Source organism: Maribacter vaceletii (assembly GCF_003634105.1).
Taxonomy (GTDB): domain Bacteria; phylum Bacteroidota; class Bacteroidia; order Flavobacteriales; family Flavobacteriaceae; genus Maribacter_B; species Maribacter_B vaceletii.
The window spans coordinates 1,120,158-1,141,378 of sequence record NZ_RBIQ01000007.1 but is presented as its reverse complement, the minus strand read 5'-3'; the positions used below and the strand labels follow the sequence as shown (position 1 = coordinate 1,141,378).

Here is a 21,221-nt window from a genome sequence, read left to right as displayed (position 1 = left end):
GTTAGTTTAGTTTTTTATTAACAGGGTGTGTACACACTCTGTTTTTTCTTTTTTACATAAAAGCACATAAAATGATGAAATATTTTTATTTATTTATTCTTATTATCGCTATTACTTTTAGCTGTAATAAAAAAGATGATTCCGTAAAAATATTTAATAATCTAAGTACAAAATATTCTCATGTTACCTTTTCTAATACTATTGTTGAAAACGATTCACTAAATTATTTTACATACCCTTACATTTATTTAGGCGGGGGAGTTTCTGCAGGAGATATAAATAATGATGGCCTTATAGATTTGTATTTTACAGGCAATATGGTTGAAAATAAGTTGTACCTTAATAAAGGTGGATTACAATTTGAAGATATTACAATAGCAGCAAAAGTTTCTGGAGATTCAAGATGGTATACAGGCTCTACTATGGCTGACGTTAATAATGACGGTTTTTTAGACATATACTGTTCTGTAGGAGGTAAATTCTCACCAAAAAAAAATCAACTATTTATAAATAATGGCGACAATACTTTTACTGAAAAAGCAGATGAATACGGTCTTGCTGAAGAAGGGAATAGTATACAATCTACTTTTTTTGATTATGATAATGATGGAGATTTAGATATTTACATTGCTAACTATCCAGAAACAGCATTTAATGCGCCTCCTAGCCATTACGCATTTAAAATGCACAACCATCTACCAATAGAAACAGATAAGTTATATAGTAACAATGGAGATAATACATTTACAGATGTTACCCATGCTACAGGTTTAAGTTCATTTGGGTTAACGCTAAGTGCTACAGCAGCAGATTTCAATAATGATGGATGGGTAGATTTATATGTGTCCAATGATTTTAGTTCACCAGACTTTATGTATCAAAATAATAAAGATGGCACTTTTTCAAATGTTTTAAAAAAAGCAACGGAGCATACTTCGCATTTTGGTATGGGAGTGGATATTGCCGATTTTAATAATGATGGCCTTTTAGATATTCTTCAAGTGGATATGGATGCAGCAGATAATAGGAGAGCAAAAGCAAATATGGCAAGCATGAATCCTAAATTATTCTGGAAAAGTATTAACGCTGGTTTTAATCATCAATACATGCATAATACTTTGCAGTTAAACAATGGCGTTTTAAGTGATAGCACTCCAAGGTTTAGTAATGTTTCAAGGCTAGCAGGTATATCTTCAACAGACTGGAGCTGGGGTCCATTGTTGACGGATTTAAATAATGATGGATTAAAAGATGTATTTATTACCAATGGTACAAGAAGAGAAATAAATAACAAGGATTACATTAAAATACTCGAAAAAAAGGTAAATAATAAAGATAGTTTGTTAAAATGGAATCTTGAAATACCTACAGAGAAAATAGACAACTTTGTGTTTCGTAATAAAGGAGACTTATCCTTTGAAAAAGTAAATAAATCTTGGGGATTGTCCTTTAAAGGTTTTTCAAATGGAGCAGTATATTGCGACTTAGATAATGATGGAGATTTAGAAATCATAACAAATAATATTGATGATAAGGCATCTATATTTGAAAATAAAAGTTCTGAAAAAAACAATTACCTCACTTTAAAATTTAAAGGGACAACTAAAAACCCTTTAGGTATTGGAGTAAAAGCATATTTAAAAACAAAAAATACTACGCAATTTCAAGAAATGACCTTAACCAGAGGATTTCAGTCTTCCGTTGCGCCACAATTACATTTTGGTATAGGAAAAATGGAGAGTATAGACTCTTTAAGAATAAAATGGCCAGATGAAAGAATAGAAATACTTACCAACTTTAAACCAAACCAAACGCTAACATTAGATTATAAAAATTCAATTAAAAAAATAGAAGAAAAAAGTAATATATCCCATAAACTATTTAGTACAGAAAAAGATACAGCACTAATAGTTAATCATAAATATATTGAGAATAGTTATAACGATTTTTCTAAAGAAATTTTATTGCCTCACCAAACTTCCATGTTAGGGCCATGCCTTGGAGTTGGAGATTTAAATGCTGATGGATTAGAGGATATTATTATAGGAGGCTCCTCCAATAATCAAGCAGCTGTCTATTATCAAACATTAAAAGGGTTTGTAAAAAAGGAAACAAAAAATTTAGCCAAAGATAGTGGCTATGAAGATTTAGGAGTAGAGATTTTTGATGCTGATAATGATGGAGATAATGACATATATATAGTTAGTGGAGGGAATGAATTTGAACAAACATCTAACATGCTCCAAGATCGGTTGTATATAAATGACGGAAAAGGGATTTTTAAAAAATCTAGTACTGCGTTACCAAAAATGATTACAAGTGGTAGTAGGGTTCATAGCTTTGATTATGATAATGATGGCGATTTAGATTTGTTTGTGGGTGGTAGGTTGGTTCCTGGAAATTATCCTTTGCCAGCTACTAGTTATATTTTAGAAAATATAAGTTCCCTTGGGAGTCCAAAATTTACAGATGTAACTAAGAAAGTAGCTCCGGAGTTAATAAAACTAGGAATGGTTACTGATGCCATATGGACAGATTATAATAATGATGGTTGGGTAGATTTAGTGGTTGTTGGAGAATGGATGCCTATAACATTTTTTAAAAATGAAAATGGTGTTTTTAAAAATATAACTAATAAATTAAATCTAGACAATACTACAGGCTGGTGGTTTAGTGTTAAAGAAGGTGATTTTGACAATGATGGCGACAAAGATTATATCGCAGGAAATTTAGGACTTAATTATAAATATAAAGCCACAGAAGAAGAGACTTTTGATGTTTATTTTAATGATTTTGATAATAATAAAACGAATGATATTGTTCTTAGTTATTTTAACGATGGCAAAAAATATCCATTAAGGGGTAGAGAGTGTTCCTCCCAACAAATGCCAGCAATTAAACAAAAATTTAAAGATTATAGTTCCTTTTCTGTAGCAACCTTAGAAGATATATATACAGAAGATTATTTAGAAAATTCTTTGCATTATAATGTAGAATCTTTTGCAAGTGTTTACTTAGAAAATAAAGATGGTAAATTTATAAAACATGATTTACCAACAATGGCGCAAATTTCTAGTATTAATCAAATTTTGATTAATGACTATGATAATGATGGAAATTTAGATGCTCTTATTGCTGGAAATTTATATGCTTCAGAAGTAGAAACACCAAGAAATGATGCTGGTTATGGAATGTTTTTAAAAGGAAATGGCAAAGGCAAATTAACAGCGATTTCAACTACAAAAAGTGGTTTATATATACCCGGAGATGTTAAAGATATGACCAGAATTTATATAAAAAATCAAGAATACATTATTGTGGCTAAGAATAATGATTTTTTGCAAATGGTCAAGGTAAATTAATCCACGCATAAGAAAGAATATCTATAAAAACCTTTTTTACATTTAAAAAAGGGACTGATATTTTAAAGATAATAGTTTGTACTAATTAGTTTAGAGTTAGTTTTTTATAACAGGACATTAAGAATGTCCTGTTTTTTTGTTATCATAATGTAACTTAGTTATCTTAGTAGATCTCAATTTTTTACTCATGAAATTCCCAACTTTCTTCCTTATTTTACTTTCTCTAAGTACTCTTTTAAATTGCTCCGAAAAAGCTTCAAAGACTAAAAAAGAAACAAAAAAAATATTCTCAGAATTAAGTCCTAAAAAGTCCAATATATCCTTTTCTAATATTTTAACCGAGAACGATTCTTTAAACTATTTTACCTATGGTTATATATTTATGGGTGGTGGAGTTTCAGCTGGTGACATTAATAATGACGGACTTATAGATTTGTTTTTCACAGGTAACATGGTTCCCAATAAATTATATTTAAATAAAGGAAACCTTGAATTTGAAGATGTTACAAAAAGTGCCAATATAACAGGAGATTCTAGGTGGTATACAGGGGTAACCATGGTAGACATTAACCAAGATGGTTTCCTAGATATTTACTGTTCTGTAGGTGGTAAGTTTGGGCCAAAAGAAAATCAATTATTTATAAACAATGGTGATACTACGTTTTCCGAAAAAGCAGAAGAATTCGGCATCGCAGAAACAGGAAACAGCGTGCAAGCTACCTTTTTTGATTATGATTTAGATGGTGATTTAGACCTGTATGTAGCAAACTACCCTCCAACTCCATTTAATGCACCAAACCAATATTACCGGTATAAAAAAGATAACCCAAAGAATAAAGAATCAGATAAATTATATAGAAATGATAACGGCCATTTTAAGGATGTAACAAAAAAAGCAGGGGTTCGCAATTTTGGGCTTTCCTTAAGTGCAACGGTAGGAGACATAAACCAAGATGGTTGGCCAGATTTATATGTATCTAATGACTTTAGTTCGCCAGATCATTTCTACATCAATAATAAAAACGGAACTTTCACAGAAATGTCTAAAAATCTTACTAAAAACACCTCTTTTTATGGTATGGGTGTAGACATTGCCGACATTAATAATGATGGTCTTCTAGATATTTTTCAAGTAGATATGACCGCTCAAAATAATAGAAGAGCAAAAGCCAACATGGCTTCTATGAACCCAAAATTATTTTGGAGTACCGTTAATTCCGGTTTTCACTACCAGTACATGCAAAATAGTTTACAGTTAAATAATGGTATTGTTAATGACACATTACCAGATTTTAGTAACATATCTAGGCTTGCTGGTATTTCTTCCACAGATTGGAGTTGGGGACCATTACTGGCCGATTTAGACAATGATGGTTTAAAAGATATTTTTATTGCAAATGGTACAAGAAGAGAAATAAATAATAAAGATTATTTTGATTCCATAAAAAATGTATGGGACCCTAGTAAAAATTTACTTCAAAAAAGTTTAGCAATACCTTCTGAAAAGATTGACAATTTTGTCTATAAAAATAATGGTGATTTAACTTTTTCTAAGAAAAATGAAGATTGGGGAATAAGCTATAAAGGTTTTTCTAACGGTAGTGTTTATGCCGATTTAGATAATGATGGCGACTTAGAAATTATAAGTAATAACATAGACGATACCGCTACCATATTCGAAAATAAAAGTGCAGATTTTAATAATTACCTAACCATAAAATTAAAAGGAGCAGAAAAAAATATTTTAGGTATTGGAGCCAAAGTAACTATTAAGACAAAAGAAAATACTCAGTTTCAAGAACTTACACTTTCTAGAGGTTTCCAATCTTCGGTAGCGCCACAATTGCATTTTGGAATAGGACAGGCAGATACAATAGAAACCATTGAAATTCAATGGCCAGATAACAACATTCAAAAAATTGAAAACACCTTAGCAAATCAAAACATTACTATTAATCATAAAAATGCACATAATAAAGAAAATATCTCTACTGATTTAAACAAGCTGTTTACATCAATCATAAAAGACTCTTTAATAAAACACCAACATATAGAAAATATGTATGACGATTTTAAGAAAGAAGTACTACTGCCTCATCAAACATCAAGGTTAGGGCCTTTTGTTGCGGTTGGCGATTTAAATGGAGATAACTTAGAAGATGTTATAATAGGAGGTTCTTCTCAAAACCAAACCGGATTATATTTTCAAAATGCCGAAGGGTTTAATAAACAAGAAGGGAATTCTCTAACTATAGATAGTGGTCATGAAGATGCTGGTATTCATATTTTTGATGCCGATAACGATGGTGATAATGACGTTTATATAGTTAGCGGAGGGAATGAATTTGAGCCAAATTCTGTAATGCTACAAGACCGTTTCTATGTAAATGATGGACAAGGAAATTTTACAAAATCTAGGATTGCTCTACCAGAAATGTTAACCAGTGGTTCTAGAGTTTATAGTCATGATTATGATAAAGATGGTGACTTAGACCTTTTTGTAGGTGGGCGATTAATTCCAGGAAACTACCCTTCACCAGCAAAAAGTTATCTTTTAGAAAATATAAGTGAAAAAGGAACCCCTAAATTTAAAGATGCAACTCATTCCATTGCGCCTGATTTAGAAAAACTTGGTTTAGTAACCGATGCTTCATGGGCAGATATTGATAATGATGGGTGGACAGATTTAGTAATTTCTGGAGAATGGATGCCAATTACAGTCTTTAAAAACAATAAAGGCACTTTTAATAGTACTGAAGAACTAGGCATAGAAGACACTACAGGTTGGTGGTTTAGCATTAAATCTGGAGACTTTGATAACGATGGCGACATAGATTTTATAGCAGGTAACTTAGGCTTAAACTTTAAATACAAAGCCAATGCAGAAGAAACTTTTGATATTTATTTAAACGATTTTGATAAAAATGAAAAGAATGATATTGTTCTTAGTTATTACGATGATGGTAAAGAATATCCTTTAAGAGGAAGAGAATGCTCCTCACAACAAATTCCTACAATTAAGAAAAAATTCGAAGATTATGCCAGTTTTTCTACCGCAACCTTAGATGATGTTTATACAGAAGAAGCGTTAGAAAACTCTTTACATTACCAAGTAAAATCTTTTGCAAGTGTGTATATAGAAAATAAAAACGGAAAATTTATTCTTCATAAACTTCCTATAGAAGCACAAATATCTAATATTAACCAAATAATAGTTAAAGACTTTGATAAGGATGGTAATTTAGATGCCGTTGTTGCCGGTAACTTATATAGTGCGGAAATAGAAACTCCTAGAAATGATGCTAGTAACGGCCTATTTTTAAAAGGAGATGGCTCTGGGTCTTTTAAACCTATAAAAGCTCTGGAAAGCGGCTTATTTATTCCTGGAGATGTTAAAGATATGCATCTAATTTCTGTTGCGAATAAAAACTATATTATAGCCACTAAGAATAGTGATTTTGTGCAAATGGTTGCCCTTACTAATAAAGAATAAAAAACTACAATACATTATCTAATACTCCTCTTTTTCTAAATTTAAAAAGGGGCTTATTTGTTCCTATGTTTAAAAGTAAGCAACAAATGATCCTTTTTAATACAAAGTAAATAGCACCTCCATTACTTTCACTAATTTGTAGGTATTTATTTAACTTCTTTACCTATGAAACCAATTGTAATACTGTTTTTATTTATAAATCTATGTGTTATTCAAAACACAAATAGTCAAAATCTACCTTATGGGTTTCCAGATACAGACCGAACCAAAGTAAGTCTTAATCAAGGATGGAAATTTCATTTAGGAGATCCGGAAGCTAAATACTTTGAAAAAGAAGTAGATGATTCTAGTTGGAAAACCGTTAACGTTCCGCATACCTTAGAACTTACTTCTTTGGCTTTAGATGGTTTACAAGACGAAAAAACACAATTAGTTTTTCATAGAAAAGTAGGGTGGTACCGTAAAAATATTACGGTGGGTAATGGTAACAAAAAAGTATTCTTAGAGTTTGAAGGAGCACACCAAGTAACCAATCTTTGGGTTAACGGAAAGCATGTAGGGGAACATGCCGTAGGCGGTTATACTCCTTTTCATTTTGATATTACGTCCTATATAAATAAAGGGCAAGAAAACCAAATTACACTTTTAGTAGACAACCGCAGAAATGAAATGATTCCGCCAGACCCTGGTCCTTTTGATTATGTAAAATTTAGTGGCTTATATCGCGATGTATATTTGGTAGAAACCAATCCCGTGCATGTAACTTTTAACTGGGAAACCCTAAATTCTGGAGTAAACATTACAACTCCAACTATAGACCCAGTAAATAAAAATGCTACCATTAATATTAAAACTGCGGTAAAAAACGAAAAACAGGCCGAAGTAGATTGCGAGTTAGTTACCAGAATACTTAATAAAGAAGGTATTGCCGTATTAAGATTAGTAAATAACAAAAAAATACAAGCAGGAGAAGAATATCAATTTAACCAAATAGGAAGCTTAGAAGACAATGTACAACTCTGGGGAATAGATAACCCATATTTGTACCGTGTAAATAGTGTAGTGAAAATTAATGGTAAAGAAATTGACTTTGTAGAAACAAAAATTGGACTCCGTAAGTTTGAGCAAGATCCTGTTCGTGGTTTTCTACTGAACAATGAACCTATAGAATTAATAGGAGCAAACCGTCACCAGCAATATCCATATATTGGTGATGCCGTTCCAAATGCACTACATTATAAAGACATGCTTCAATTTAAAGAGTATGGTTTTAATATTATGCGTACAGCACATTATCCGCAAGACAATGCATTAATTGAAGCTTGTGATGAACTAGGAATTTTAGTGTATGAAGAAGCGCCAACTTGGATTTCTATATCGGACAAAGACGAATGGTGGAATAATCTAGAAAAATCTGCCAGAACCATGATTCGAAATCATAGAAACCATGCTTCTATTGTAATGTGGGGAGCTGGTGTAAATCATAGAGGATATGTTCCAAGGGTTCATAATATCATAAAACAAGAAGACCCAACAAGACTTACTGCTTCGCAAGGAGCAAGATGGACAGGTTGGCAAACATCTGGTTTAACAGATATTAATGCTAATATGCTTTATGGGCCTTTTATTTGGGATCGCTCCGAACCTATGTTTGCTATGGAAGGTAGAACAGGAGCTGCTGCTGTTGCACCTTTTAAAAACGACCCTTTAATGACTGGTTTAATCTCTTGGACGGCACATGCCTATTATACATTTCACCCAACCCATGATAAAGCAAATAACAAAATAGACCGTACCAGGTCTGGTATGATGACCATTTTTAGATATCCTAGACCAGAATTAGAATGGTACAAATCAGAATTATTACCAAAACCCTTTGTTTCTATACAAGAAGATTGGAGTCCAGAAACTAAAGAGATTACCGTTCATAGTAATGCTGAAGAAGTAGAACTCTTTTTAAATGGTAAATTATTAGAAAAAACACAGCCTAGCATTGATACCATATATAAAGGCTTGGAACATGCGCCATTTCATTTTAAAAATATAAAATATGGCGCAGGAAAAATAACAGCCAAAGCATTTTTTAAAGACGGAAAAATCTTAGAAACCACCAAAGAAACAGCAGGCAAAGCCTACGCAATTAAATTAGAATTAGATACCGAGGGTAGACAATTTACCGCAGATGGTTCCGATATTCTAATGGTATACGCCACCGTTATTGATAGAAAAGGAAATACCGTACCCAATACTAATCATCTTATAAAATTTGCAGTAAAAGGCGATGGCTCTGTAATTGGAGATAATGCCTCTATAAATGCTAACCCTATGTTCACGGAGTATGGGGTTGCACCAGCATTAATAAGAGCAGGAAATACTCCTGGGAGTATGACTATTACGGCCAAATCTAAAGGGTTAAAATCTACTAGTAGTACCGTTACATTGGTTCCAAATAGTAATAATACTTTACTAAATAATGCTAAGCCTGTTTATGATTTTACCAAAGAACGAGTAGACCTTGGAGCTAGTGATCAATTACTTCAGTTTGGTTGGAACCCTTGGTATGGTGCAGATGACGCTAAGAACACCTACACTTTTAAAGCATTAAAAGGGGTAAATGCAACAATTGAAAAAGGCTCTGAAGATGGTATTAATCGTTGGTTAGGAGAAATGAATGTTATAGGAAAATACGGTTATGCATACGGAGATGGCCTTATTAGTTTAGATGATAAAGGAGTTAATCTAGTATTTAATAATCTTCCTAAAGGAACCTATAAACTTAAAACTTGGCACCATGCTCCTAGTAGTAATTCAGATTTAATGGATCCTAATAAAGACAAATTAAAGTCTGCTACTATTCACAAATTACCTTATGAAAAGAAAATTATTATTTCTTCAGAATCACTTATCGGAAAAAAACAGATTGAAACTAAAGTAACTGCAGGAAAAGAAATGCAATGGGAATCTCCAGGGGTTGGAGAAGTTATCTTTACTTCGGATGGAATAAAGCCCGTAAAAATTAATTTTAATGGTAAAGGAAATAAGGGCGTTTGGCTAAATGCTTTTGAACTGAGTGAGTGGAAGAATTTTTAGAATTTGCATACAAATTTTACTTAATAAAAAAACCCTTACATCTCTGTAAGGGTTTTGTTTTACTTGTGGTTCCATAATGAGCTTCTAGTTTCTCTTGTTTAGTAGTTAACGATACTGAATTACACATAACGAAAGCTAATTAAAATAATTCACTTTTTCAAAATAGTCTTATAAGAGAAGTTTCATATGAAGAGTTTTACTTTAGCAAACTTCTCAACACAATTATTACTTCTCATAAACTATACAGGAAAATTCTCCATTCAAATCTATTAAGAATTGTTAAACTGTTTAAGATTGTTTAATTTGGTTGTACCATTAACTTATTCCCCCTTAAATTAGCATATTCAAGTGAATTTAGGACGTATAAAACAAGTAGCACTTCGAGAAATCTGGAAACACGAAGCCACCAATTTTACCCAATGGTTAGCTTTACCAGAAAATTTAGAACTTTTAAGTGATGAAATTAATATTGAACTTTCCCTAATAGATACTGAATATAATGTCGGCAGATTCAATGTCGATATCTATGCCGAAGAAAGCGGTCTAGATAGAAAAGTAATTATTGAAAACCAATTAGAACGGACTGACCATGACCATTTAGGTAAGCTAATCACTTATGCTTCTGGCCTAGATGCAGAAATCATTATTTGGATTGTAAAAGAAGTTCTTGAAGAGCACAAACAAGCTATTGATTGGTTGAATGAAAATACCGATGAAAAAATAAACTTCTTTGCCGTCCGTATGGAGGTTTGGAAAATTGGAAATTCAGAGCCAGCGCCTAAATTTCATATTGTTTCACAACCAAACAATTGGGCTAAAGCGATAAAACAAAGTGTTAAATCATCAGTACTTTCAGAAACAAAACAATTGCAATTAAAATTTTGGGTTGAATTTAAAACATATATTGAGAACGAAAATATTAAACTTAGATTACGTAAACCATATCCTCAACATTGGTATGACATCAGCTATAGTGGTAGAGATTCTCATATTACTTTAACTTTAAATACGCAATCAAAAGAAATGGCTTGCGAGGTTTATATACCGGATTCTAAAGAAACGTACAAAGAGTTTTTTAGTCATAAAGATGCTATCGAAAATCATATTCCTGGTTTAAAATGGTTCGAATTACCAACAAAAAAGGCCTGCCGAATTAAGAAGATTACAAAAGGCAATTTAACTTCGGAAAATAAATGGCCAGAATATTTTAAATGGATGGCAGAAAATGCCGTACTTTTTCAACAAACCTTTTCAAAATACTAAAATTCATAAATGAGTTTCGAACAAACATTTAAAAATATAGACGACCTACTATACAAAGATTCTGGGTCTGATAGTGAGTTAGATTACATAGGCCAGACTTCTTGGGTCATGTTCTTACGTTACTTAGACGAGCTAGAACAAGACAAAGCAGACGAAGCCGAATTAAAAGGCGAAGAATACAGCTTTATCCTTGATGAAGAATACCGATGGGCAAATTGGGCAATGCCTAAAGACACCGAAGGAAACCTAAACCACCACGTAGCACTTACGGGTACAGATTTAGTACAATTTGTAGATGGTAAACTATTCCCATACTTAGCAAAGTTTAAGCAAGAAGCAGATTCTGCAAATACTATAGAATATAAAATTGGAGAGATTTTCTCAGAACTGAAAAACAAAATTCAGTCTGGTTACAACTTGCGCGAGATTTTAGAATATGCAGACAGTTTGCCTTTTAGAGCCTCAAAAGACAAGCACGAATTAAGCCACTTGTACGAGACCAAGATTAAAAACATGGGGAATGCAGGGCGTAATGGTGGCCAATACTACACACCAAGACCGCTTATACGTGCCATGATTAATGTAATAGACCCACAAATAGGTGAAAAAATATACGATGGTGCTGCAGGTTCTTGTGGTTTCTTGGTAGAAGCCTATGAGTATCTGTACGAGCGCATGGATAAAACCACCGACAACCTAAAAACATTACAAGAAAACACACTCTACGGTAAAGAGAAAAAAAACTTGGCCTATGTAATTGGTATCATGAATATGATTTTACACGGTATAGAAGCACCCAATATTATACATACCAATACCTTAGGTGAGAATATACGCGACATACAAGAAAAAGACCGTTACCACGTTATATTAGCAAACCCACCATTTGGCGGTAAAGAACGCCCAGAAGTACAGCAAAATTTTGATATTAAAACAGGAGAAACCGCTTTCTTGTTTATGCAGCACTTTATAAAGAGTTTAAAAACAGGTGGTCGTGCAGCCGTTGTTATTAAAAACACCGTGTTAAGCAATACAGATAACGCTTCTATTGCCCTGCGAAAATTGTTATTAGAAGACACAAACCTGCACACTATTTTAGATTTACCAGGCGGTACCTTTACAGGTGCTGGTGTTAAAACCGTTGTCTTGTTTTTTACGAAAGGAGAACCTACTAAAAAGATTTGGTACTACCAGTTAGACCCTGGCAGGAATATGGGGAAAACAAACCCTTTAAATGATAAAGACATGGCAGAGTTTACCGCTTTTGCGAAAGCAGAAACAAAACCTGAGTCCTCAACATCTTGGACCATTAAAGTAGCAGATATAGACGGTACTACCTTCGATTTATCTACCAAAAACCCAAACACACCAGAAGAAACACCTTTACGTAAGCCTGAAGTGATTCTTGCCGAAATGGAAAGCTTGGATGCTGAAACCAATACTATTCTTCAATCAATTAAAGAGTTGATATGAGAGAGGATTGGACTGTGAAATTATTAGAGGAAATTGTTAAGATAGGTGATGGAAATCATTCCGGTAATTATCCAAAAGCAAGTGAAATGGTTTCGGAAGGAATTCCATTTATTAGAGGTACTAATTTGATTGATGGTAAAGTTAGCCCTGAAGATATGAGATTTATAAGTGCTGAAAAACATGAGATTTTAAAAAAGGGACATTTAAAGACTGGCGATATACTTTTCACTAATCGTGGCCAAGTAGGGAAAAAAGCGATTGTAGATGAAAGATTTAATGGCTCAAATTTAAATTCGCAAGTTGCTTGGTTTAGATGTAATGAACAGATTAATAATCGCTTTTTATTTCATTTTTTGGACTCACCTTCAGTTTTAAATTATATTAATGAAAATACTAATGGTACGGCATTGCAGCAATTGACTATTAGACAAATAAGAAAATTAAATATAGCCTTTCCAACTCTCAAAGAACAAAAACAAATAGTAGCGCTATTAGACAAAGCGTTTACAGCTATAGACCAAGCCAAAGCCAACATCTCAACAAACATAGAAAACGCAAAAGAGTTGTTTCAATCTAAACTCAATGACATTTTTAGTCAAAAAGGTGCTAGTTGGGAGGAGAAGACGCTTAAAGAAATTACGACTAAAATTGGTAGTGGAGCAACACCAAGAGGAGGACAAGCTTCATATAAGGATTCTGGTATTTCATTAATAAGAAGTATGAATGTTCATGATGATGGTTTTAGAGAAAAAAAGCTTGCATTCATTGATGATGAACAAGCAAGTAAATTAGATAATGTTACAATTCAGAAAAACGATGTATTATTGAATATTACTGGAGCTTCTGTAGCACGTTGTTGTATCGTTGATAATTCATTTTTACCTGCAAGAGTTAATCAACACGTTTCTATAATCAGACTTAAAGAAGGGATTATGAATTATAAGTTTCTTCATTTTGCATTAACTTCAAAAGAAACTAAAAACCTATTATTAGGGATTAGTGCACAAGGAGCAACAAGACAAGCTATAACAAAAGTTCAAATTGAAAATTTTAAAATTAGTTTCCCGTCAAGTATAGATGTGCAAGATAAATTAGTGAAATCTCTTGAAACTATAAGTAAACAGACGATTCAAATAGAATCTAACTATACTAAAAAACTTGAAGATTTAGAAGAACTCAAAAAATCCATACTTCAAAAAGCCTTTGCAGGTGAGTTAACAAATCAGTCAGTAGCTGGCAGTAATGAGTTTGCAGTTAACATAGAATAAGTAACAGGTGCAAAATATGCGACAGTTTAAAAATAGATAACTTGTGACGTATTTGCACAAGTTAAAATAGAATGAAAGAGCAAAACCAAATAGAAATCTACCAAGCCCAAGATGGCTCTACTCAAATAAATATGCAGTTTGAGCAAGATACTGTTTGGTTAACTCAAGCTCAAATGGCAGCCCTTTTCGGTAAAGGAAGAACAACCATTACCGAGCATATAAAAAATGTGTTTACAGAAGGAGAACTTGAAGAGAAAGTGGTATGTCGGGATTTCCGACACACCACTCAACACGGTGCAATAGAAGGAAAAAAACAATCCAAAAAAGTAAAACATTACAATCTTGACGTCATCATATCTGTTGGTTATCGCGTAAAATCTAAACAGGGTACACAGTTTCGTATTTGGGCAAATACTATTTTAAAAGACTATTTAGTTAAATGCTACGCACTTAATGAAAAAAGATTAGCGCAAAAAGAACTATTGGTATGAGTGAAATAATAATTTATGAAGATGAAAATCTGGTTCACGTTGAAGTAACTTATGATGAAGATTCTTTATGGTTAAACCTTAATCAAATTTCAATGCTGTTTGGTAGGGATAAATCTGTTATTTCAAGACATTTACATAAAATATTCAATAATAAAGAATTAGAGAAAAATTCAGTTGTTGCAAAAAATGCAACAACTGCTTCTGATGGAAAAACTTATCAAGTAGAATTTTATAATCTTGATGCTATTCTTTCAGTGGGTTATAGAGTAAATTCTAAAAAAGGAACTGCTTTTAGAATATGGGCAAATACTATTTTAAAAGACTATTTAGTTAAAGGCTACGCACTTAATGAAAAAAGATTAGCGCAAAAAGAACAAGAAATTAAGTTACTAAAAGATGGTATTCATATTTTAACAAGAGCTGCTAGCATTGCTATTGAAGAAAAATCATCTGACAATGCCATTTTAGAAACATTTGCTAAAGGGTTAAGCTTATTAGATGATTATGACCACGAAGCATTAGATGCTAAAGGTTTAACCACAACAATAGCAAAGTATCCAAGTTTAGAAACGTATCAAAAACTAATCAATCAAATGCTAACTGAATTTGACAGCGATGTATTTGGTAAAGAAAAAGACCAAAGTTTTGAAAGTGCAGTGGCACAAATAGGAAAAGGGTTTGGAGAAAATGACTTCTATCCAACATTAGAAGAAAAGGCAACTACACTTTTGTATTTGGTAGTAAAAAACCATGCATTTGTAGATGGAAACAAGCGTATAGCAGCAGCCTGTTTTTTAAAATTTTTAGAACATAATCATATGCTGTTCAATGCAGAAGGCCAACCTGTTATAAGTAATGATACATTGGCTACATTAACGCTGTTTATTGCATCTAGCAAACCAGAAGAAATGGAAATCGTAAAACGTTTAGCAATAAGCGTCTTAAACCGAAATAAATGAACGAAGCACAAACCAGACTAGACCTTATAGACCCAGCACTTAGAGCAGCAGGCTGGGGTGTTGTGCCAGAAAGCCGCATAAAAGTAGAGGTAATTACTTCTGGTAGAATTATTGGTAAAAATCATAAAGGAGAAAACCTAAGAAAAAAACCTTTGTCTTGCGATTATGTATTAGAGTTTAAAGGAAGAAGATTAGCTGTTTTAGAAGCCAAAGCAAGAGATAAATACTACACAGATGGTTTGGCACAGGCAAAAGACTATGCCTTAAAGTTAAACACGCGTTTTGCCTACTGTACAAATGGCCAAGAAATTTATGGTGTAGATATGGATGAAGCCACAGAAGGTGATGTATCTACATATCCAACACCACAAGAGTTGTGGGAAATGTGTTTTCCTACACCTAAAGAAGATTACAAGGTAGAAATAGTTAATTGGAAAGAACGTTTTAGAGAAATTGCTTTTCCGCTCTTTAAAGGGCAATACTTACCACGTTATTACCAGCGCACCGCAGTAGAAAAATGCTTAGATGCTATAGCCGAAAAGAAAGATAGGTTGTTATTAACTATGGCAACGGGTACAGGTAAAACAGCTACTGCATTTCATTTATGCTGGAAACTGTTTCATGCCAAATGGAATTTAAAACGAGATGCGACAAGAGCACCAAGAATTTTATTTTTGGCAGATAGAAATATACTGGCTAATCAGGCATTTAATTCATTTAATGATTTTGATACCATAGACGAGAATATAAAAAAACGAATTACGCCTTCAGAAATTAGAAAAACAGGTAAAGTACCTAAAAACGGTAGTATTTTCTTTACCATTTTTCAGTCTTTTATGACCGAAGTTAGAGAAGAGGGAGTTGACATAGAAGAATCTGATGATTTAGCTGCAGAGCCACGTATTGAATACGGTGACCCTAAATTTAATTTTGGGGAGTATGATGCTGACTTTTTCGATTTTATCATTATTGATGAATGTCACAGAGGTGGTGCAAATGACGAAAGTAGTTGGCGAGAAATACTAGAATACTTTTCACCAGCTGTTCAGTTAGGTTTAACAGCAACACCAAAACGCGATGTAAACGCAGATACGTACGATTATTTTGGAGAACCTATTTATACCTATGCTTTAAAAGATGGTATTAATGATGGTTTTTTAACACCTTTTAGGGTAAAACAAATTCAAACAAATTATGATGAATATACCGTAACAGCAGATGATACGGTTATAAGCGGTGTTGCTGAAGTAGGCGATACGTTTACTTATAAAGACTATGGTAGAAAAATTATTATAGACCAAGTAGAGCGTTTTAGAGTTAAGAAATTTTTAAGTGAAGTAAATCAAAATCATAAAACACTAGTATTTTGTGCTACACAAGTACATGCAGCTGCAATAAGAGATATTATTAATCAAGAAAGCGATAGCAAGAGTATAGATTATTGTAAACGTGTAACTGCCGAAGATGGTAGCCGTGGAGAACAAGCCTTAGCCGATTTTCAAAACAACGAGAAGCTTATTCCTACTGTTTTAACAACATCACAAAAATTAAGCACAGGAGTAGATGCACCTGAAATACGGAATATTCTGTTACTTCGTCCTGTAAATTCTATGGTAGAGTTTAAACAAATTGTGGGTAGAGGTACACGCCTTTTTGATGGTAAAGATTATTTTACGGTCTATGATTTTGTAAAAGCACATGAGCATTTTAATGATCCAGAATGGGACGGAGAACCACTACCACCCGAACCACCAACAGGTGGAGGCACTCCAAAAATATGTCAAAAATGTGGTGTAAAACCTTGTGCCTGCGAAAAACCAGACGAAGAACTTTGTGACCTATGCGATAATATACCTTGTATTTGCGAAAAAGAACCTTCAGTATTGATTAAAATAAAATTGTCTGATGGTAAAGAAAGAGAAATAGATGCCACTGTTAAAACAACGTTTTGGAGTCCTGATGGAAAACCTATTGGACACGAAGAATTTATGAATCAACTTTATGGAGATTTACCCGGCTTAGTAGCAGATGAAAAAGAATTACGCAAGATTTGGAGTTTGCCAAGCACACGTAAAAAGTTATTAGAGGAATTAAGCGAAAAAGGCTATACAAATTCGCAACTAGAAGATTTGAGAAATCTAATTCATGGAGAAGAAAGCGACCTTTTTGATGTATTAAGTTATGTAGCTTATCACAAAGACCTTGTTCCAAGATTAGAAAGAGCAAGTAGAGCTAAAATTCAAATGAATGATTACAACCAAAAGCAACAAGAATTTTTAAATTTTGTGTTGGAACAATACATAAAAGAAGGCGTTGACGAGTTAGATGATTCTAAACTTCCGAATTTATTAGAATTGAAATACAAAGCTATTGCAGACGCCAAGCGTGAATTAGGAGATATAAAATCGATACGTGAATCATTTATTGGGTTTCAACAGTATTTGTATAGTGGTGAGGCTGGGTAATTGTTGGTGTGATTATTTTTGATAAATAAAACAAAATGAGTTTAGAAACCAAATCACAGGAGTTAAAAGATTTAATAGCAACCTATGACACGCAATGGTTTTTGGGTGATTTAGCGTTCCTAACTACTTGCATCGCAAATGGTGCTGCCCAAGAAGAATTGGGTCAGTTGTCTTCACCTTTACGTCAACTTTACTTTTTAGGTGGCCTTATGTTAAGTTCTGATTCAATGCCAAGTGGAGAGGTTCAATTCATTCCTAAAAAGTGGAACAAAATTGTTCAGCTCTTAAATGAAATTGAAAGAGAATATGACAAACTTTTTTTTCCAAAGGGAGATGAAGAAATAGACGAAGAATGGCGGAAAATAAGGCAAGTTGCTATGCCTTCATTTCTTTCATACTTTAATCAAGGCCCTTTAAACTACGAGGAACAGACCATCAATTGGATTCGTGATTTATATGGCCCAATGAATGCGGAAATTGAAGCTGAAACAGGCGTTTCCGTTGAATATTTTATTCAGTTTTACGAAGACGTTGACACTCTAAATCAAACCAAATTTAAGGGATTTTCCACTAACCCAGAATTGATAAAACCTGAATGGTTAACGTATACTGAACTAAAAGTAGGTGTTGACGAAAATGTTCCTGATTTTATAAAAAAAATGGGTGCACCAAACATTTTGCTGTTTACTTTCATGGCTGATAAAGGAATTAAAGACCGTTTTAAACCAGAGGATTTAATTTCAGCCAAATTACCGTTAGATAAAATTAAGCTGATTCTTGCAAGTATATCATGTCAAAGAGGTAATGGCAGTTTTTTGTATTATACATCAACTAAGCCTGGCAATCCCTTAAATGACTTTCCTATAGTTAATATTGATAATGGCCTGTATCAAGTTTTTGAAGTAAAGCAGATAATCCACGCAGTAGAAAATTTACTAGAAAAGACCTGTTCCAACAACGTAAAATTAAAAAGTAAATTAATTAAGCAGAAAGGGAAACTATTAGAAAGCAGAGTGCTTGAACTATTCAAGAAATTTTTTAAAAAAGACTTTAAATATTTTGAAAGCTATTATGTGGATGGATGTGAACAAGACATTCTATTCTTATGGAAAAATCATGCGTTTATTATAGAAGCAAAGGGTTATAATTTAAGAGAACCTATGCGTGACCCAAGCAAAGCCTTTATAAAAATTAAAGATGATTTTGAAAATTGTATTGGTTATGGCTACACACAGACAAAAAGAGTAGAACAAAAATTTGTTAATCAAGTCCCTCTGAGGATTGAGGACAGTAAAGGAAATCTTCTTGAGGAAATTGATACAACAAAGTATAATGAAAATGATTTTTCAATTATTGTAAACATAAACTCTTTTGGACAAATCCAAAATGACCTTTCTACGCTTTTGAAAATTGAAGAAGAAGACGCTCATCCTTGGGCAATAAAGTTGGATGATTTAGAAGTTTTCTTTTTGACTATGATTGCACAAAAAAAAGACCCTATAGACTTCATTAACTATCTTATACTTCGTGAACAATTACATGGCAAACTAATTTGTTCCGACGAGCTTGAAGTTTGTGGTGGATATCTTACAGGAGAATTAACAGAGGATAGGGTTGAAGAAGTAGACCAAATAATTACAACACCTGATCTACCAGGTGTTTTTGACAAACAATACTATAAGGGCATGGGTTTTACCAATGAAAAGTATTTAACGGAAAAGAACAGTGGTAAATATGTTTTCTGGTAAAAGAAAGCATATTGCTTAGAGCATTATTTTACAACACTTAAACCCTATTTCACAACATTTAATATAAAATTTCACTTATAAGTGAAATTTTTTAATACATTTACCGACCAATGAATGGGATAGTACGCCTTAAACATATAGCAGATTACCAAAAGGTTAGTTATTATTCCGTGATATTGGATAAAGACGAAGAGCCTATAGAAACGGCAGATTCAATATTTGAACACTTTGTTAAACAGCAAACCATAGACAACCCTGAAAAGTTAAATCATATACTTTCATGGCTGGCAGAAATAGGCAATAAATATGGAGCACAAGACAGGTATTTTAGAAACGAACAGAACGAAGGCGAAGCTATGGGGCTTCCACCCTATGCAATGGGGCGTCCACCCGTTTTTACAGAAGATGGAGAAACAGCTCCAAACAATTTAAGGCTGTATTGTCATCGTATGAATCAAAATGTGGTCGTTCTGTTTAACGGTTCAATTAAAACAGAGGCACAAGCACAAGAATGCCCTAATGTAAAAACACATTTTTTACTTGCAAATCAACTTACAAATATTATAGATCAAGCTTTTCAAGAAAAAGATATCAAATGGATAGATGAAGATACAGATATCGACTATGACAATGATATGATTTTATATTACTAACTAAACATGGAAAAGAACAAAAAGAACATTATTGGTGATTGGTTAGCCGAAAACGGCAACCCTGAAATTGACATCATGGTCAAACATAACTTGGCCATATCAACAAAAATAACCCGTATACTTAAAGAAAAAGGTATAGGTAAAACTGCCTTTGCGAAAAAAATGGGTAAGTCACCATCAGAGGTCAGTAAATGGTTAAGCGGTAGCCATAATTTCACAATAAAAACCATCGCCAAACTAGAGTACGCATTGGGAGAAAAGTTGATTCATATAGAAAAAGAGTATAAGTACGTAAAATTCTATATTGCAAAAACTGAAAATTCAAAAAAACCACCAAAATATAGCTTTATGTCTAGCTATGCTAGCTAATTATGGCAAAAAAAGAACAAAACCATATTGATCCAGAAAAAATTCATCTCCTCCAGATTGAATCAATAGAAACCTCAATTTCAGATTTGAAAGAACCTTTTAATAATGAGGAAACTATTGATATGAAAATAGCACATGTGAGTGCACATAATCTTGATGACAAAGGATTTTTATTGGGATTAGACCTTATTCTTACTTTAACTGATAGAGGAGTGCAAAGTATAGCACGCTTTCGTTATGATTTTCATTATAGAATAGATAACTTAGAGCAGATGTACACAATTAAAAGTGATGGCAAACCTACCTTTCAAAAGTTGTTTGGTGCTACTTTAGCTGGCATTTCCTATTCAACCTTACGTGGAATCATTTTTGAAAGCTTATCAAACTCCTCTTGGGGTTCGATTGTCATCCCTGTTATCAATCCAATCAATATTTTAGAAAACTGGATTGAATCAGAGTAATTAATTACACAAAATTCATATCAAAGTTGTTGTTATTTATAATTCAGTCTGCCAAATACATTCAAATTATTAAATAATCAATGAAAACAAGCCTATTTTTATAGTGAAAAAGAAGGGTAAATAAAC

The 21,221-nt window shown here is 33.0% G+C and carries 13 protein-coding genes; all 13 read left to right on the top strand.

From position 1 onward, the window contains the following. Nucleotides 1-71: 71 nt before the first annotated feature. The 13 genes from CLV91_RS04610 to CLV91_RS04550 all read left to right on the top strand — a co-directional run bounded on the left by CLV91_RS04610 (nt 72) and on the right by CLV91_RS04550 (nt 21,095). Nucleotides 72-3,362, top strand: a complete 3,291-nt coding sequence (locus CLV91_RS04610) for a VCBS repeat-containing protein (RefSeq protein WP_245987140.1) — start codon at nt 72-74, stop codon at nt 3,360-3,362. 187 nt (nt 3,363-3,549) lie between these two features. Next, on the top strand, nt 3,550-6,855 hold the full coding sequence (locus tag CLV91_RS04605) for a VCBS repeat-containing protein (protein ID WP_121064429.1): 3,306 nt from the start codon (nt 3,550-3,552) through the stop codon (nt 6,853-6,855). A gap of 165 nt (nt 6,856-7,020) precedes the next feature. Continuing rightward, nucleotides 7,021-9,945, top strand: coding sequence for a glycoside hydrolase family 2 protein (locus tag CLV91_RS04600; protein ID WP_121064427.1), 2,925 nt, complete (start codon nt 7,021-7,023; stop codon nt 9,943-9,945). Between the two features lie 348 nt (nt 9,946-10,293). After that, nucleotides 10,294-11,208, top strand: a complete 915-nt coding sequence (locus CLV91_RS04595; RefSeq protein ID WP_121064425.1) for a DUF4268 domain-containing protein — start codon at nt 10,294-10,296, stop codon at nt 11,206-11,208. Nucleotides 11,209-11,217: 9 nt separating this feature from the next. After that, entirely contained in the window at nt 11,218-12,681 is a 1,464-nt protein-coding gene (locus CLV91_RS04590; RefSeq protein WP_121064423.1) for a class I SAM-dependent DNA methyltransferase, read from the top strand. Continuing rightward, nucleotides 12,678-13,949: a restriction endonuclease subunit S gene (locus CLV91_RS04585; protein ID WP_121064421.1), complete on the top strand. Its 1,272-nt coding sequence runs from the start codon at nt 12,678-12,680 to the stop codon at nt 13,947-13,949. The genes CLV91_RS04590 and CLV91_RS04585 overlap by 4 nt, the downstream gene beginning before the upstream one ends. Before the next feature lie 71 nt (nt 13,950-14,020). Beyond that, a complete protein-coding gene (locus tag CLV91_RS04580; protein WP_121064419.1) occupies nt 14,021-14,440 on the top strand; it encodes a virulence RhuM family protein in 420 nt (139 codons plus the stop codon). Beyond that, nucleotides 14,437-15,399, top strand: a complete 963-nt coding sequence (gene rhuM, locus CLV91_RS04575; RefSeq protein ID WP_121064417.1) for a RhuM family protein — start codon at nt 14,437-14,439, stop codon at nt 15,397-15,399. Before CLV91_RS04580 ends, rhuM begins: the two co-directional genes overlap by 4 nt. Beyond that, entirely contained in the window at nt 15,396-17,864 is a 2,469-nt protein-coding gene (gene hsdR, locus CLV91_RS04570; protein WP_121064415.1) for an EcoAI/FtnUII family type I restriction enzme subunit R, read from the top strand. The genes rhuM and hsdR overlap by 4 nt, the downstream gene beginning before the upstream one ends. Nucleotides 17,865-17,899: 35 nt before the next feature. Then, nucleotides 17,900-19,612, top strand: a complete 1,713-nt coding sequence (locus tag CLV91_RS04565) for a hypothetical protein (protein WP_121064413.1) — start codon at nt 17,900-17,902, stop codon at nt 19,610-19,612. A 110-nt stretch (nt 19,613-19,722) separates the two neighbouring features. Continuing rightward, complete coding sequence (locus CLV91_RS04560; RefSeq protein ID WP_121064411.1) at nt 19,723-20,265, top strand: hypothetical protein; 543 nt, start codon at nt 19,723-19,725, stop codon at nt 20,263-20,265. Nucleotides 20,266-20,271: 6 nt separating this feature from the next. Beyond that, on the top strand, nt 20,272-20,634 hold the full coding sequence (locus CLV91_RS04555; protein ID WP_121064409.1) for a helix-turn-helix transcriptional regulator: 363 nt from the start codon (nt 20,272-20,274) through the stop codon (nt 20,632-20,634). Between the two features lie 2 nt (nt 20,635-20,636). Then, on the top strand, nt 20,637-21,095 hold the full coding sequence (locus tag CLV91_RS04550; RefSeq protein ID WP_121064407.1) for a hypothetical protein: 459 nt from the start codon (nt 20,637-20,639) through the stop codon (nt 21,093-21,095). Nucleotides 21,096-21,221 lie beyond the last annotated feature (126 nt).

Bases quoted from the DNA above. Each gene is read 5' to 3' on its own strand.
- CLV91_RS04560 (WP_121064411.1), top strand. From the start codon at position 19,723: ATGAATGGGATAGTACGCCTTAAACATATAGCAGATTACCAAAAGGTT.
- CLV91_RS04555 (WP_121064409.1), top strand. From the start codon at position 20,272: ATGGAAAAGAACAAAAAGAACATTATTGGTGATTGGTTAGCCGAAAAC.
- CLV91_RS04585 (WP_121064421.1), top strand. From the start codon at position 12,678: ATGAGAGAGGATTGGACTGTGAAATTATTAGAGGAAATTGTTAAGATA.
- CLV91_RS04600 (WP_121064427.1), top strand. From the start codon at position 7,021: ATGAAACCAATTGTAATACTGTTTTTATTTATAAATCTATGTGTTATT.
- CLV91_RS04610 (WP_245987140.1), top strand. From the start codon at position 72: ATGATGAAATATTTTTATTTATTTATTCTTATTATCGCTATTACTTTT.
- CLV91_RS04605 (WP_121064429.1), top strand. From the start codon at position 3,550: ATGAAATTCCCAACTTTCTTCCTTATTTTACTTTCTCTAAGTACTCTT.
- CLV91_RS04550 (WP_121064407.1), top strand. From the start codon at position 20,637: ATGGCAAAAAAAGAACAAAACCATATTGATCCAGAAAAAATTCATCTC.
- rhuM (WP_121064417.1), top strand. From the start codon at position 14,437: ATGAGTGAAATAATAATTTATGAAGATGAAAATCTGGTTCACGTTGAA.
- hsdR (WP_121064415.1), top strand. From the start codon at position 15,396: ATGAACGAAGCACAAACCAGACTAGACCTTATAGACCCAGCACTTAGA.
- CLV91_RS04580 (WP_121064419.1), top strand. From the start codon at position 14,021: ATGAAAGAGCAAAACCAAATAGAAATCTACCAAGCCCAAGATGGCTCT.
- CLV91_RS04590 (WP_121064423.1), top strand. From the start codon at position 11,218: ATGAGTTTCGAACAAACATTTAAAAATATAGACGACCTACTATACAAA.
- CLV91_RS04565 (WP_121064413.1), top strand. From the start codon at position 17,900: ATGAGTTTAGAAACCAAATCACAGGAGTTAAAAGATTTAATAGCAACC.